General features: G+C 57.2%; 12 protein-coding genes and 1 tRNA gene. 4 read left to right on the forward strand and 9 right to left on the reverse strand.

Annotated features, from left to right (window positions below; all coding sequences use genetic code 11):
- Positions 1 to 60: 60 nt before the first annotated feature.
- The 3 genes from ampE to AAGQ88_RS23090 all read right to left on the reverse strand — a co-directional run bounded on the left by ampE (position 61) and on the right by AAGQ88_RS23090 (position 3,793).
- The gene (gene ampE / locus AAGQ88_RS23080) at positions 61 to 897 is read right to left on the reverse strand and encodes a regulatory signaling modulator protein AmpE (protein WP_342653683.1); all 837 of its coding nucleotides are present in this window, start codon (positions 895 to 897) and stop codon (positions 61 to 63) included.
- A gap of 15 nt (positions 898 to 912) precedes the next feature.
- Positions 913 to 1,461 carry a 1,6-anhydro-N-acetylmuramyl-L-alanine amidase AmpD gene (ampD, locus tag AAGQ88_RS23085; RefSeq protein ID WP_285426265.1) on the reverse strand — a complete coding sequence of 183 codons (549 nt, stop codon included), beginning with the start codon at positions 1,459 to 1,461 and terminating at the stop codon, positions 913 to 915.
- Positions 1,462 to 1,549: 88 nt separating this feature from the next.
- Positions 1,550 to 3,793: a DUF1631 domain-containing protein gene (locus AAGQ88_RS23090; protein ID WP_342653684.1), complete on the reverse strand. Its 2,244-nt coding sequence runs from the start codon at positions 3,791 to 3,793 to the stop codon at positions 1,550 to 1,552.
- 396 nt (positions 3,794 to 4,189) lie between these two features.
- On the opposite strand from AAGQ88_RS23090, the gene nadC reads away from it, so the two are divergent.
- From nadC to AAGQ88_RS23105, 3 genes are all read left to right on the forward strand, one after another.
- Positions 4,190 to 5,038 carry a carboxylating nicotinate-nucleotide diphosphorylase gene (gene nadC / locus AAGQ88_RS23095; RefSeq protein ID WP_093464594.1) on the forward strand — a complete coding sequence of 283 codons (849 nt, stop codon included), beginning with the start codon at positions 4,190 to 4,192 and terminating at the stop codon, positions 5,036 to 5,038.
- A gap of 168 nt (positions 5,039 to 5,206) precedes the next feature.
- Positions 5,207 to 5,395: a hypothetical protein gene (locus AAGQ88_RS23100; RefSeq protein ID WP_342653685.1), complete on the forward strand. Its 189-nt coding sequence runs from the start codon at positions 5,207 to 5,209 to the stop codon at positions 5,393 to 5,395.
- 344 nt (positions 5,396 to 5,739) lie between these two features.
- Positions 5,740 to 6,393, forward strand: a complete 654-nt coding sequence (locus tag AAGQ88_RS23105; protein ID WP_342653686.1) for a polysaccharide lyase family 7 protein — start codon at positions 5,740 to 5,742, stop codon at positions 6,391 to 6,393.
- An 82-nt stretch (positions 6,394 to 6,475) separates the two neighbouring features.
- Here AAGQ88_RS23105 and AAGQ88_RS23110 read toward each other — a convergent pair whose 3' ends face one another.
- The 6 genes from AAGQ88_RS23110 to AAGQ88_RS23135 form a co-directional block, all read right to left on the reverse strand.
- Positions 6,476 to 7,195 carry an NYN domain-containing protein gene (locus tag AAGQ88_RS23110; RefSeq protein WP_342653687.1) on the reverse strand — a complete coding sequence of 240 codons (720 nt, stop codon included), beginning with the start codon at positions 7,193 to 7,195 and terminating at the stop codon, positions 6,476 to 6,478.
- 783 nt (positions 7,196 to 7,978) lie between these two features.
- Complete coding sequence (locus AAGQ88_RS23115) at positions 7,979 to 8,350, reverse strand: hypothetical protein (protein WP_342653688.1); 372 nt, start codon at positions 8,348 to 8,350, stop codon at positions 7,979 to 7,981.
- Positions 8,351 to 9,334: 984 nt separating this feature from the next.
- Positions 9,335 to 9,694: a hypothetical protein gene (locus AAGQ88_RS23120; RefSeq protein ID WP_342653689.1), complete on the reverse strand. Its 360-nt coding sequence runs from the start codon at positions 9,692 to 9,694 to the stop codon at positions 9,335 to 9,337.
- A gap of 702 nt (positions 9,695 to 10,396) precedes the next feature.
- Positions 10,397 to 10,472: transfer RNA gene (locus AAGQ88_RS23125), tRNA-Thr, on the reverse strand.
- A 42-nt stretch (positions 10,473 to 10,514) separates the two neighbouring features.
- Complete coding sequence (locus tag AAGQ88_RS23130) at positions 10,515 to 11,897, reverse strand: O-antigen ligase family protein (protein WP_342653690.1); 1,383 nt, start codon at positions 11,895 to 11,897, stop codon at positions 10,515 to 10,517.
- A 112-nt stretch (positions 11,898 to 12,009) separates the two neighbouring features.
- Positions 12,010 to 12,441 carry a prepilin-type N-terminal cleavage/methylation domain-containing protein gene (locus AAGQ88_RS23135; RefSeq protein WP_342653691.1) on the reverse strand — a complete coding sequence of 144 codons (432 nt, stop codon included), beginning with the start codon at positions 12,439 to 12,441 and terminating at the stop codon, positions 12,010 to 12,012.
- Between the two features lie 226 nt (positions 12,442 to 12,667).
- Between AAGQ88_RS23135 and pilB the strand changes: the two genes are divergently transcribed.
- On the forward strand, positions 12,668 to 14,362 hold the full coding sequence (pilB, locus tag AAGQ88_RS23140; protein ID WP_342653692.1) for a type IV-A pilus assembly ATPase PilB: 1,695 nt from the start codon (positions 12,668 to 12,670) through the stop codon (positions 14,360 to 14,362).
- The last annotated feature ends 2 nt before the right edge of the window (positions 14,363 to 14,364 follow it).

Raw genomic sequence — 14,364 nt, forward strand, 5'->3', positions numbered from 1 at the left:
TCCTTCGCAAGGGTTTGATCAACAATGTTCAAGCGTTGCAGCCACGATCGCTGCCGGATCTCAGACGAACAAGGTGAACAACGCAAATCCGACGTACCAGACAATCGCAGCGCGAATCAGCAGTTCCCACAGCACGTCGAGACTGTTCACACCGTCGACGCCCACCACGGGAGCAGGCACTTCACCGGCGACGCAACCCACTTTGGTAATCAGGCCGGAGGCAGTGATATTCCAGTTGAGCAACTCGCTGAGCATCACCCGACTGACCGCGACGAAATTGCCCACCAAGGCAAAACTTGCAGCCAGCAGACGCACCGGCACCCAGTCGAAGGCGTGTCGCAGCTGGGTCGCGCGCTCCACCAGTGCAGGCGTGCGGCCATGCTCGGACGCCAGCGCCAACAGCCGGTAGGCCAGCGCCGCCACCGGGCCAAGCACGAAATACCAGAAAATCACGGCGAAGAAACCTTGATAGACCTGCCACAAGAGATAGGTCTGGGCGCCACCCAAAAGCTGCTCTTCGTTCTCGGCCTGAACGCCGAGGTCGCGCTCGGCGACCAGCACCGCGGCCTCCTGATCGCCCCGTCGGCAGGCGTCGCGGAAGGAACCCAGGTTGGACTTGATGTCGCCGCGCCCCAGGCTGTAGATCAGCACCAGCAGATGAATCGGCAACGCGAGCCAGCCATAGGCGACGGAGCCGACGATCACCAATACCAGCGCCAGCACCAATAGTGGCAGCAACACGGTCAGCGTCAGAATCCACCAGGGACGGCTGGCGCTGCGCGGATTGGACTCAAGCCGCGCCAGTTGCTGCAGCCATGGCCCATCGCGTTGAACACGCTGGCGCAGGGCCGAGAACTTCTCGATCCAGACCGCCAGCAGCAAAACCAGAAAACTCATCTCCCGCTCCTCAATTCAAATCTCTAAAGCCGAACGAAACCGGGCCCAATCAAAGCACGGGCCGGGATCGGTCTTGCGTCCCGGAGCAATGTCGCTATGGCCGCAAATGCGCTGCGGGGTGATCGCAGGCCAGGACGACTGCAACTGCCGCGTCAGCGCGATCAACGCCTGATACTGCGCATCGGTGAAGGGCTGATCGTCAGTGCCTTCAAGCTCGATACCAATGGAAAAATCGTTGCACGTCTCGCGGCCTTCGAACACCGACACGCCCGCGTGCCACGCCCGGTCGAGGCAGGAGACGAATTGGGTGACGGCGCCGTCCCGCTCGATCAGAAAATGCGCGGAGACGCGCAAGTCGGCGATGCCTTCAAAATAGGGATGTTCGGTGATATCCAGCCGGTTCTGAAAAAATGCCTGAACCTTGCCGGTCTTGAACTGCGCGGGGGGCAAGCTGATGTTGTGGATCACCAGCAGCGAGATCTCGCCCTCGGGACGAGCATTGAAATTGGGCGAAGGGCAATGCTGAGCGCCGTGGCACCAGCCCGTGCCGGGGTCCAGTTGCATGAAGGGGTCCTTAAAGCATCATTCGACAGCAGCCAGTATGCCCGCGATGAGAAAGGATGTGGCAGCCAATGCGCCGCCACGCTGCGAATCAGCCCTTGAGCTTGCGCAGATTTCCCAGCACCGACTCCAGCGCGCGATCGAACAACAGCGCATCGTCCAGCACACGAATCGTGCCGCGACGAAACTCGACCGCCAGGCCCATGCGAGTCTTTTCCAGGACCTTCATGCCTGTGCGATTGACGAACACATAGCGGCCGCTCGGCTCGACGATGGCCGCCAGTTTGCACCGCAGCTTGTGATCTTCGTCTTCCTGGATTTCGACCCAGCTGCCCATGCGCAGCTTATCGACCTGCAGCAGACCTTCGTCGTCGGCAGGCAAATGCATCGAAGGCTCGCTGAGCACTTGTTCGCCCGGCGCGACCAACACGATCTCCTCAACCACCGCCATCATCGGCGTACCATCGGATGGCTCGCTCTGGACTTGCTCGGCATCGTCGGACGCCGGACGCGTCACGTGATTGAAGGCCTGAACGTGCAGGGCTTCGAGCTGACTGAAAAATTCGCTGGTCGCGAACGGATCGAATGCCGCGCTGCTCAGGCCGTCGCGCAGGGACTTGAGCAGGCCTGGCACCAATTCGAGCAGACGCTGACGCGCTTCGGGCTCGTCGTGGGACTCGACGCTCCAAATCAGGTCATCCATGGCCTGCAGCCCGGATTTCCATTCGACCGACTCCTCGCCGTGCTTGAGGCAGGTCAGCAGCAATACCTTGCTCCACGCTTCCTGGAGCAGACGCACGACGACTTCCGGCAACGTCCGGCCCAGCAGACGATCATTCAGCGCCTGTTGCACACGCTGACGCGCCAGCTCAGCCAGCGCGCGCCCTTCTTCAGCGTCGCGGGTGCGCTGTTCGAGCAATTCGCTGCGACGACGCTCGTCACTGGTGAACGCCAGGAAATCCACAAGCAATTCGGTGAAAATCGCCGGATCGTCGACGAAATCATGCAGCAGCCGCTGCACAATCTGATCGATGCGGGTGTAGAGCGAATCGCGCTGGGTGTCGTCACGTCCGCCCCAGCCAAGCGCCGCCGATGCGATCTCGTTGAGCAGGCGCCGCGCCGGGTGGCTGCCGCGGCTGAAAAAGCTCTTGTCGATGACAGCGACTTTCAGCATCGGGATTTGCAGACGACCAATCAGCGCGCGCAAGGAACCTGGCAGGTTGCGGTCGTCGAGAATGAACTCGAACAGCATCGAGATGAGGTTGATGACGTCCTCATCCATAGGCCCGACCACGCGAAACTTGCCGCTTCGCGCACTGACCCGGCCAATCAATTGCTCCAGCTGAGTGCGCAGATCGAAGTCATCCGGTGTTTCGGCTTTCGGCACGTACTGCTGCAAATGAGACAGCAGACGCAGCAGGTCCTGACTCGAAATCGGTCGGGCCTCGCCAACGTTGTCCGGGCGCGGCGTGATGTTGCCGCGCACGTGAACCAGCAGCTCTTGCAGCGCAGAAAAAACTTCTTGCACGCTGTTATCGAGCTTTTCAGTGGCCTGAATCAGCGACGCGTTATCGGCACGCTGCGCCTCGTTCGCAGCCGCCGAGCTGGCCGAACGATCGGTCGAACGGCGCGACGGCAGCACTTTCAATTCGGGCAGGACACCCGCCGAAATCAGCAACTGGTTGGCTTCTTCATACAATTGATCAGCATTGGCCAGCGCGTATTTCTCGAACAACTTGAGGATGATCAGCTTGACCTTGATCTCGACGCCGAGGCTGCGACCGGCCTGCAGGAAGAAATCGCAAAGCAGTGTAGGACCGAGCGGATTGGTTTCGTCGGTCACGGGCTGAGGGATCAGCTCGTTCAGCCGCGTCGTCAACTGACCCAACGCAACGCCGTCGCGGTTCATGACCTTGGTGACCATGGCATCCACGGCCACGGTCCTTTCCAGATCGTCGTTGTGAACCAGCGCGAGTTTGTCGAAGGACACAGGCTCGGAAAGGATCGGCTCGACGACTTCGTAATGCCCCAGGCGCAGGAAGGCCTCGAAGAACTTGTCGAGGAAATTGCGCTCGATGCTCTTTCGCTTCAGGCGCAGGTCGCGCATGGCTTCGAAGAAAATGTTCTGTTCGGCGTTGTTGTGGGCGCGGTCGGCCATCTCGAACAACGTGTCATCGGCGTTATCGAACAGCGTTTGCAGGCTTTCCTTGAGCTGCTGCGCGGCTTTGTCGCGCACCTGCAACAGAACGACGGGCAGCCGAGCGACAGGCGAGGATCCTGGATTATCCGGACTCGACTTGCTCAAAGGCACCACTTTATTACCGTCGTTATGCATCAAGGACTCCTATCAACCGACTACACAGCTGCTACTCAAGCTGCTACTCAACAGCCACAACCTCATCCCAAGCGCAGGCCGAGACTGCACTTGACCGGATCTTGAATTTTTGTCCCTGGGGTGTACAGGCGAAACGTCAAAGCTATGACGTCAAAAGCTAGGCGAATTATCTTGTAAATCGTGTCCGCCCGCCAGCGGACTCTTCGCCCTGATTGGAATAATAGGAGCGGGCGAAGCGGCATGTGCAGCGATAGACCGCGAAAAACACAATCTGTCGCATATACGGCGAAAAAACCGACAAAGTGCAGGTCATGCACTCAACTGGATGGTATGGGCCCGGTAGGTTGGTACAGTTGCCTGCCTTATACTCGAGGCACTTAGTAAGTGGAGCCCGATATGCCGAATCTACGTCTTGCCACGCTGACCGCCGAAATCGAAGCCAACGTACGCCGTGCGTTGCTCGAGGACGTCGGCACTGGCGACATCACCGCACAGCTGATTCCCGCTGAGCGCCTCGCCAAGGCAACCGTGATCTCGCGCGACGCTGCCGTGATCGCCGGCACCGCTTGGGTCGACAGTGTGTTTCGGCAGCTGGACCAGCGCGTTGCGGTGCACTGGCAGGTCGCCGATGGCGAGCGCGTGCAGCCCAATCAAGTGCTGTTCCATCTGGAGGGTCCGGCGCGTTCATTGCTGACCGGCGAGCGCAGCGCCCTCAACTTTCTGCAGATGCTCTCCGGCGTCGCGACCCGCTCGCAGCATTACGCCGACATGGTGGCCGACACGCAGGTCAAATTGCTCGACACCCGCAAGACCCTGCCCGGCCTGCGCCTGGCACAAAAATACGCCGTGACCTGCGGCGGTTGCCATAACCATCGCATCGGCCTGTTCGACGCCTTCCTGATCAAAGAAAACCACATCGCGGCATGCGGTGGCATCGCCGAAGCCATCACCGCCGCGCACAAGATCGCGCCTGGCAAACCGGTGGAAGTTGAAGTCGAAAGCCTGGACGAACTCCATCAAGCCCTCGAAGGCGGCGCCGACATCATCATGCTCGACGAACTGAGCCTGGACGAAATGCGCGAAGCCGTCCGCCTCACGGCCGGTCGTGCCAAGCTCGAAGCCAGCGGCGGCGTCACCGATGCGACGTTGCGCACCATCGCCGAAACCGGCGTCGACTACATCTCGATCGGCACCCTGACCAAAGACGTGAAGGCCGTCGACCTGTCGATGCGGCTCAGCGTTTGATGCAACGGCAGGCACAAGTGCGCTTGCTTGGGACGGTTGCCCATCGCAAGCGAGCGCACGCCTACTACGCACCTGAAGTTTGTGTGCGGTTTAGCTGACCGCCTGACACAGCTCGAACCAATCGAAAATCCCCGGGGTCACACCTGCAGATCATTTGAGGAGAGCGCCATGGCCGTTTCGTTGAAAAAACTCGAGCACGATGAATTACCCGCCGACTATCGCGCGAGAAACGCAACGACGGCGTTTCAGGTGACATCCGACGCAGGAGAAGTGTTTGTGGTGGACACCGAAGAGGAAGCCGCCGCAATCGTGACCAGGCTGCATGTGGAAGACCAGCAGCAAGCGGCGAAAGACTGACTGCGCGTTACGACGTATTGCTTTCGGAGCGGCGGTTCTGGTCACCCGCTGACATCGTCAATCCACGATCAATATTTCGCCCCTGAGAAGCCCGCGCAACGCGGGCCTTTTATCGAGTCCGCAATCAGCAAATGCTGTTTCTTTCGCCGTTGTAATGGCGTCTGCTGCACCTTCGATGACGCGCCAGCGAACGTCAGCAGACGGCGCTACGCCACCTGTCTGAATGCGTTAAAGGACTGCGTTGATCGGTCGTTAATCCGTCAGTAGCGTCAGGGACGGCGAATAGTGCTACGTATGACTGGCTGAACTCTCGGGCAAGGGAACAGCCCACATGAGCCTTGGCCATGATTGACCTGACCGTCTGGAACCTTACCCTTCCTGTTGATACTCCGCCTTTGACCACCGCCGCAGCGCTGCCGAAGCTCAAAACCGCTTACTTCACCAACACCGGTGACAAAGTTGTTTTCTGGGCGCCCGTCACCGGTTCCCACACCAGTCACAGTGACTTCCCACGCTCCGAAATGCGGGAAACCTTGACCAACGGCAAAGCCCGTAACTGGCTGTACAACAGCGGCCTGAACACGCTCAAAGGCACGCTTTCGGTCAACCAGGTGCCCTCCACCGGGCGAGTGGTGGTCGCACAAATTCATGCCAAGGATGCCGCCACGCCCTTGCTCAAGGTTGTGTACCGCTTCGCCAACGGCACAGGCAATATCGACCTCGAATACCGCGTAAACCCCGCCGACGTGAAAAGTCCCGTGGCCTACACGGTACCTAACGTGCCGCTCAACAAAGCCTTCGCGTACGCCATTCAAATGAACAAGCAAGGCAAATTGACCGTACTGATCAACAACGCCGGCCCGCAAATCCAGCTGGCGCCGACCTGGTACAAATACGCCTTCTACTTCAAGGCCGGCGTCTACACGCTGGACAACGTCGGCTACCCCACCGAAGGCGGCAAGGTGACCTATACAAGGTTGGAAGTCAGCCACTTGTGATTGGGGATGCGAGGATGCGGGAGAACTTCGATCATGGCATTGAGCGCAGCGAACCTGACGAAATGAACTCGCATCTTATCTATCACTGATTGAGGTCTCGCGGACGAAGAACTGGACGGGGGCACGTCGAGCGCAGGCCGTCGATATGCTCCATTAAGCCATCCGGAATCGTCTGCCACATGGGGTCCAGGATGAAGTCGATACCTTCGCGTCTCGCCATTTTGGCAGCGGGCACAAAATCAGCATCGCCAGCAATCAGCACAATCTGATCCACCTGTTTCTTGAACGACAATGACGCGACATCGACTCCGATACGCATATCAACACCCTTCTGCTTAGTGTCGATCGTGACGTCATTCTCGTTCAACTCTGCGATTTGTATACGTCCTTGCAGCAACTCGGAAATCCGAGCGGGCTTAATTGTCCACTTCACATCCTTTGCCAAGTGCCCGAGACGAAGGGCGACCTTTCGCTTGGAGCGAAGGCGTCTATGCAGTTCTTTTCGGAACAAGGCTTCATCTGACTTTGAGAAGTCAATCGCTCTGCGGGAGATCGGATTGTGATGCTTCATTTCAAGCGGAGGGCAGTCATAGAAGAAGATTCGATACAACTCCTTCCTACGACGCAGTGTTGGACGTTCGTTCTGGCCGCTTGCTTGACGCCTCGGTCCCTGAATCAAATGCGCCATCGCCCATCTGTGGACAAGATCGGCCGCTCTTTCGGCGTTGTGAGCATTCTGAGGCTCGATGCGACGGAAGCGCTTGATGAAATAAGCGCCATCGACCAGCACTGCTGTGGACATCCATTTCCTCCAGATAGCAAAACGCCCAAGGGTTCGGCACGTCCTGGATAGGTTGGACGGCTTACAGCCATGGGCGGGATGTCGCGAAGATTAGGCAGTGATTAAGATGGCGTCAATCAGAATCAGCCGGAGAAAATCCGGAGTTATTCCCAAATGTTACCGCCCCGTCCGCCCACCGCTGGTGCTCGCTGCTAACCACCCCCGATCGGGAAATCCAATGGAGGCGAACGTCGTGACGTGGACTTCTGGGATTGGCCAGACGAGGAAGCGGGCGTACCGGTCCAATATCCACCGCCTCCGCCTGGCTCTATTTCTTTCACGCTCTACGCGAGAGATGTTGAGCCTGAATAATGCCTCGTCAGGTGAGGTTTCATAAATCGCCACGGCCGACAGCAACGATCACCGGCCAATACTTCCATGATCTCCGCCCGCTTGATGGATGACATCCGGCATCCCAAAGTGACCGATCTGATTGCGCTCGCCGGGTGAGCAAAAAGATGAAACTGCTTGTCACCGAAAACCTTGACCTCTGTAGCGTCTGGAAGGGCGAACATCATCCGCCACTCTTTCTCGTAAGCCCAATGAGAGCTCTTCGTCAGGTACGCACTCATATCCGTCACTTGATTCATCACGAGCTGTGGCCTGGCATCCGTGTATCTGACCTGTCTCAAATGCCTGAACTCATCCTTCGGACTACAACGACGGTCAAAGAAATCGGAGCTCGGATCTAGTTCGATCGCAAAGCCCTCGTGGGCATTGGCGTAATGGGCCCACATCATCAGATCATCCTGCTGCTCCGCGGAGACACAGAATGCCGAGGGCTTTGGCGAGGGAGTCATTGATATGTTGTTGTAACCCTGGCGTACCAGCCTCGATTATGGCGGGAAGCATTTGACGAGCCATGCCTTGAATCATTTCCAACATATCGGGCGTCATGTAAGGCCTGAGGCCTGGCGGGGCCAGGTCGAGCTGATCCTGAATCGACATGCCAAATTGCTGTTCGGCTGCGGCAAGAAGGCTTTCGTTGGAGTCATATAGCTTCAACAGCGGACGCAATTCAAAAGGATCGTTCAGATTCGCAGGTGCCGAGAAGCACAAGAGTTTATCGCGAAGCACGTCCACGCGATCCGGGTCAAGGTATTTAAAAAGGCGCACGGTGGCTCCATGAAATGGCAAAGGTTAATGCGAGCCTGCCATCACCTTCTGGAAGGCATGGATTGGCGAGGTGTGAGCCAACACTTAACACGACTGTCTCAGTCGTCGGTCGTCCGCGGATCAGATTGCTAACATAGCTAATCCATTTTTGAGCAGACCCCTATGGACGCCCACCAAACGATTGAAACGATAAAATCTGCACTAGCCGAGCGACGTCATCATGGTGAGACGGTCGTTCCTATTGAGTTGCTCGAAGAGTATCTCGACCGACTCAAGCAGGTCGGTAATCTTCAATCGCAGGAGCAGCAGCTATAAGCCGATGAGCACCTTCATCAGTGGAACGTTGAGATGGTGCGCTCAGGAATAGAGTCTGGCGCCCAGGCGCTTAGGACATGCCTACTCATTTCGGGGGGGTCGGCCGCCGCGCTTCTGGCATTCGCAGGTTCGGCTTGGTCCGCTCTCAAACCCGAGGGCATTGCTGCGCTGAGTCAGACGATGTTTTATCTCAGTATCGCAATCTTCTTGACAGGTATTGCTAGCTCAATGGCCTACCTTGCCCAATACTTTTTCGCTGAACGCTTAAGTTGGCATAAAAGCGCCGGAGGCCTATGCCAATGGGGAGCATGTGCCTTAGTGCTTGCAGCTTACGTGCTGGTTTTCATGGCCTTTATGCAGGCCGGCGACATGCTAACAATGTTCAAGGTAGTGAAATTATTCCCCGCATCGTAAGGTCAGCGAAGCCCGACTCACATCGGGCACTGGCTCAAAGTGAATATCGATGAGGCTGTGATCTCCGACGAAGCCACAAAACTTACGCAGAAGCGCCGACAGCTGAAGTTTCGAGTTTGCCCTGCAACTGATGTTTTTCAGAAAGCATTTGCTGTACCCGGAGCGCATCTGGCCTGCTGGGGTAAGGCCCCACGCGTACCGCATCATCGTCTAGCACCATCGGCAGGTCCAGATCGCTTAATCGCGAGCACAAGGTTACGTAGTCAGCGTCGTTCTCGGACGCAAAAGCGATAGTCCAACCGGGCTTAGTAAAATCATCACCAGAATCTTCTGCTTGTCGTTTGACTTTTGACCCGCAGTGCTTGACTTCACAGCCGCCTTTTTGATTGGCTCAGCGCAGTATGGGCAGTCACGATAATGGGTCTGATCCAGGCTGAAAGGGAGCGCTTCTGAAGCAGCCTCTTTCCCCATAGGACGCATAACAAGCACTGCAATCAAACCCATGAATGAACAGAGCAGCCCGATAAAAAACCATCCGATGGGCGACCGCCCGCGAGCCCCAGCAGCGATGGCAGTGACGATCGCTACCCCGAACCAAATTGCGAGAATTTCCACGTTCATTTCCTTATGCATGCAACATCAGATGTTTGGCTAATATAACAAGCTGGTGCCTCAATGGTTCGAATCCTGCCGATTAGGCGGAAACTCGAGGGCAGATGGATGGCAAACCGCGTGGCAAGCATTGCAGCCACAAGGTCGGGACACGGAGGTCATCATGATGGAAGAAAGGGAATTAGCACCTTCGCTAGCGCTTGAGGCGGTTCTATCGGCAGCGTACGGGTAGCGCAGGCAATCGACGAAATAGAACAGTCCGCCGACTCGCTCGACTACCCCGCCGATGTTGGCTAACTCGAGGAGTCTGCCAGCAGCCGCGCCATCCGGCTTATAACGCTCCAACAGCACACCGAGTTGCTTAACGATGGCGTCTATTTGTTTGCGGCTGTGTTCGTTAGCTGCGGTATCGTGCAACTCACCACTCAGATCATCATCTGGCCGTATTCGTTGACGCGTGCGGGCTTGTCGTCGCGCATGATGCCAGCGCCATCGTCAAGCTACTGACCGCATCCATGGCTGACACTGCTGATGAAGTGCGCACCACTGCGCCACTGTTCTCGGCATGCCAGCTGGCCAGGTGACGGATACCTAGTTAGGTATAAAGCCAGCGACAGTTATAGACGCGCAGGAACAAAAAAGCCCGCACAAGGCGGGCTTCTTGAGGATTCATGACACTGCTTGGCACTGCATGAACCTGTCTACTGGTGCCGAAAATAGGAATCGAACCTACGACCTTCGCGTTACGAGTGCGCTGCTCTACCGACTGAGCTATTTCGGCGATGGGGGAGAAATTATCAGGACTGCTTCGACCGGGCAATAGCTACTGTGGCTTGGCGGCGATCACGCCTTGCAGCCAGAAACGTGGCTGGAAGTGTCCGCCGAAATCGTGCATGTACTGCTGCTCGTTTTCTTCCAGATGGGGCACGTCGCGCACGACCACGTACCCTAGAAACAAGACAGCGCATAACGCCGTTGCAAGCCAGGCCCATGTCGCAGTCGGGCTTGAAGCGGTTTGCGGTTCGCGTTGTGGGTGAATCGCGATGAGCCATCCGACGATCAGGCAGAGCCACAGCTGCGAATAGGGCATGACGATGATGCCGTCGACCATCGACTGCGCAAGGGCCGCCACCAGACTGGCGAACAGGCCGATGCGCAGAACATCGACAGGCTCATCGGACCCGGCTTTCGCGCGAATAAACGTGAATGTCGAGTAGAGCCCTTTCGCCGCGAGCCCGCAGACAAGCAACGCCGACGGCACGCCCCACTCGCTGGCCCATTGCAGGATGGCCTGATGCGGATGTGCGGCGATGGGATTGGGGATGTCGGCAAAACCCATCGGTCCGTACCCGAGCCATGGGCGCGCCTTGATCATCTCCCAGGCCTGCTGCCAAAGGATGTCGCGGGCAGAGAGCGTCGTTGTGAGGCGGTCGCCGACCGAGTTGATGATTTTGATGTCCAGCCAGGCTGGCAGAACGCTGAACAACAACCAGAACAGCGCGAAGCCCGATGCTGCGGCCGTGAGCTGCCAACCTGCCCACCGTCGACCAAACTGACCACCGAACAACATGACGACAGCCGCAGCTGCCAATGCCATCCAGGTGCCACGCGTGCCCCCTGATATGGCGATCATCCACCAGCAGGCGAGCAAGACGAACACCCACGCCTTGGCGGATTTCTTCACCTGTGGATAGAGCAAGGGCAGTGCCAGCAGAGGAAGCGTGAAGGTCTGAAACTGGCCGTAACTGCGCAGGTTCGAAAAACCTTCGAACAGAAGCGTCATGTCCAGTACATCGACGCCGCCGACAAATGCAGCCGTTGCGCCGGCTGCGAATTGCAGGGTTTTGACGCAACACAGCGCCACCACGAAAGCAATCAACAGGCGGTCAGATTTCGCGTTTGCTGTTCGCTGGCCGGCAATCCCGCACACGACGCAACAGCAGGCCAGCAATACAGCCAGTTCAATGAGTGCCCACTGGGGCTTGCCTGCGTTGATGACTGACAGCAATCCAAATCCGAAAACCAACCCGAACGCCAGCCGCGTTCTTGTATTGAAAAGGCCAGGTTCCGGGCGTTTAAGGTGGCAGGCTATTGTAAGAAACAGTGAGACAGCGGCAATGAAGATCAGAACGAACCGTTGCCAGTTGTGCACCGAGAGTGGTGTGAAAACCACAGAAATAAAAAGAAGTGTCAGGCACAGCGTCAAATAGATGCCGGGCTTGGCTGGTTTAGGAAATGACATAAGCTCTGCCGAAAGACAATCGAATGATCGCGCACAAAAAAAGGCGCTTTTCAGCGCCTTTTTTTATACGGCTAAATTACGAGCCTGCGCGCTTACACAGAATCGGAGCGGAGCCCTGAGCCTGCAGACAGCCGCCACCAACGGCCCATGTGATAGCGCCGTTGGTGATCGCTGGTGTCAATTGGTAAGTGGAGGCTGCCGGAATGTTGCCATTACCGTTTGGAACTACGGTGATCACACCGTTAGCGACGGCAACGCTTGCGACATATCCGGTAGAAGTAGTACCAGGAATGTCGTTGGTGCCAGAGTTGCAGCCGGTGGGCGTGTTCAATGCCGATACGCACATAGCTACGGCGGTCTTGTATCCATCAGAAACCGAAGTAATCTCCGAGTACTTGGCGCGCATTGTGTAGTTCTGATAAGCAGGCAGCGCCACCGCCGCCAAGATGCCGATGATCGCGACCACGATCATCAGTTCGATGAGGGTAAAGCCCTTTTGTGCTTGCATAACGTACTTCTCCGATCGTCAATTAGGTGTCGCTCCGCAAGGATAGACGCATACCTCGTGCCAATTCGCGAATCCAGTCTCCTGTTGCATTTCTTTGTCGCACCGATGAGGAATACAGGACGGGCGCCAGCAAAAAGTGACAATTATTGTCACCCCTGCGGCGTACATTTGGCAGCCAAGCCCGACTGCGCTATAAACCACACACTGTCTGTGTCTGGTGGTTGTAATGACTGATGTCGTGCTTACGGGTTTGGCCAAACAGCTTGTCGTGGCTGAGCTCTTGAATGAAAAATCTGCGCAGCAGGCGTATCAGCAGGCTCGCCGCGACAAGGTGTCGCTGGTCAGCTATCTGGTACAGAACAAGCTGGTAAAAAGTCTGACCCTTGCCGAAGTAGCTTCCGACCAGTTCGGCATTCCCTTTCTTGACCTCAATACCCTCGATAAGGAAAGCCAGCCCAAGGGGTTGGTCAGCGAAAAGCTCGTGCGCCAGCACTCGGCGCTGCCTTTATGGCGACGGGGTAACAAGCTGTTTATTGGTGTATCGGACCCGACCAATCACCAGGCCATTACCGACATCCAGTTCAGCACCGGCTTGAATACAGAAGCGATTCTGGTCGAAGACGACAAGCTCACTCTTGCCATCGAGAAGTTCTTCGACACCCACAGTGGCATGGGCGATCTGGCCGATGTTGACCTGGGGTTGGAAGTCGAAGCTGTAGACGAAAGCAAAGAGACCTCCATTGGCGGTCAGGATGCCGACGACGCGCCGGTGGTCCGGTTCGTGAACAAGATGCTGATGGACGCGATCCGTCTCGGCTCTTCGGACCTGCATTTTGAGCCTTACGAGAAGATCTTCCGGGTTCGCCTGCGCACTGACGGCATCCTTCATGAAGTGGCCAAACCGCCGACGCACCTGGCCGGCCGTATCGCTGCGCGCTTGAAGGTCATGGCCAGTCTGGATATTTCCGAGCGCCGCAAGCCGCAGGACGGGCGCATCAAGCTGCGCATTTCGAAAAACCGCGCCATCGACTTTCGTGTCAACACGTTGCCGACCTTGTGGGGCGAGAAGATCGTGATGCGGATTCTCGACCCGACCAGCGCGCAGATGGGCATCGACGCGCTGGGTTACGAGCCGGAGCAGAAAGCGCTGTATCTCGAAGCGCTCAGCAAACCACAGGGCATGATTCTGGTCACCGGTCCTACAGGCTCGGGTAAAACCGTTTCGCTCTATACCGGTTTGAATATTCTCAACACAACGGACATCAACATCTCCACCGCCGAGGATCCGGTCGAAATCAACCTGGAAGGCATCAACCAGGTCAACGTCAACCCGCGTCAGGGCATGGACTTCGCCCAGGCGCTGCGGGCATTTCTGCGTCAGGACCCGGACGTGATCATGGTCGGTGAGATTCGTGACCTCGAAACCGCCGAGATCGCGATCAAGGCCTCGCAGACCGGCCACATGGTGCTGTCGACGCTGCACACCAACAGCGCGGCGGAAACACTGACTCGCCTGCACCACATGGGCGTGGCGGCTTTCAACATTGCTACCGCGATCAACCTGATCATCGCTCAGCGGCTGGCCCGCAAGCTCTGCCCGCACTGCAAGAAAGAAGTCGACATCCCGCGCGAGACATTGATTGCCGAAGGTTTCCCGGAAGAGAAAATCGGCGCGTTCAAGCTTTACTCTCCAGTGGGCTGCGAACAATGCAACGCCGGCTACAAAGGCCGTGTCGGTATTTACGAAGTGGTGAAGAGCACTCCCGCCCTGGAGCGCATCATCATGGAGGAAGGCAACTCCATCGAGATTTCCGAACAGATGCGCAAGGACGGCTTCAACGACCTGCGCACCTCCGGCCTGATGAAGGCCATGCAAGGCGTGACCAGCCTTGAGGAAGTCAACCGGGTGACCAAGGATTAAGC

The organism is Pseudomonas sp. F3-2, from assembly GCF_038804275.1.
In the GTDB taxonomy this organism is placed as follows: Bacteria; Pseudomonadota; Gammaproteobacteria; order Pseudomonadales; family Pseudomonadaceae; genus Aquipseudomonas.

Bases quoted from the DNA above. Each gene is read 5' to 3' on its own strand.
- ampE (WP_342653683.1), bottom strand. From the start codon at position 897: ATGAGTTTTCTGGTTTTGCTGCTGGCGGTCTGGATCGAGAAGTTCTCG.
- ampD (WP_285426265.1), bottom strand. From the start codon at position 1,461: ATGCAACTGGACCCCGGCACGGGCTGGTGCCACGGCGCTCAGCATTGC.
- AAGQ88_RS23090 (WP_342653684.1), bottom strand. From the start codon at position 3,793: ATGCATAACGACGGTAATAAAGTGGTGCCTTTGAGCAAGTCGAGTCCG.
- nadC (WP_093464594.1), top strand. From the start codon at position 4,190: ATGCCGAATCTACGTCTTGCCACGCTGACCGCCGAAATCGAAGCCAAC.
- AAGQ88_RS23100 (WP_342653685.1), top strand. From the start codon at position 5,207: ATGGCCGTTTCGTTGAAAAAACTCGAGCACGATGAATTACCCGCCGAC.
- AAGQ88_RS23105 (WP_342653686.1), top strand. From the start codon at position 5,740: ATGATTGACCTGACCGTCTGGAACCTTACCCTTCCTGTTGATACTCCG.
- AAGQ88_RS23110 (WP_342653687.1), bottom strand. From the start codon at position 7,195: ATGTCCACAGCAGTGCTGGTCGATGGCGCTTATTTCATCAAGCGCTTC.
- AAGQ88_RS23135 (WP_342653691.1), bottom strand. From the start codon at position 12,441: ATGCAAGCACAAAAGGGCTTTACCCTCATCGAACTGATGATCGTGGTC.
- pilB (WP_342653692.1), top strand. From the start codon at position 12,668: ATGACTGATGTCGTGCTTACGGGTTTGGCCAAACAGCTTGTCGTGGCT.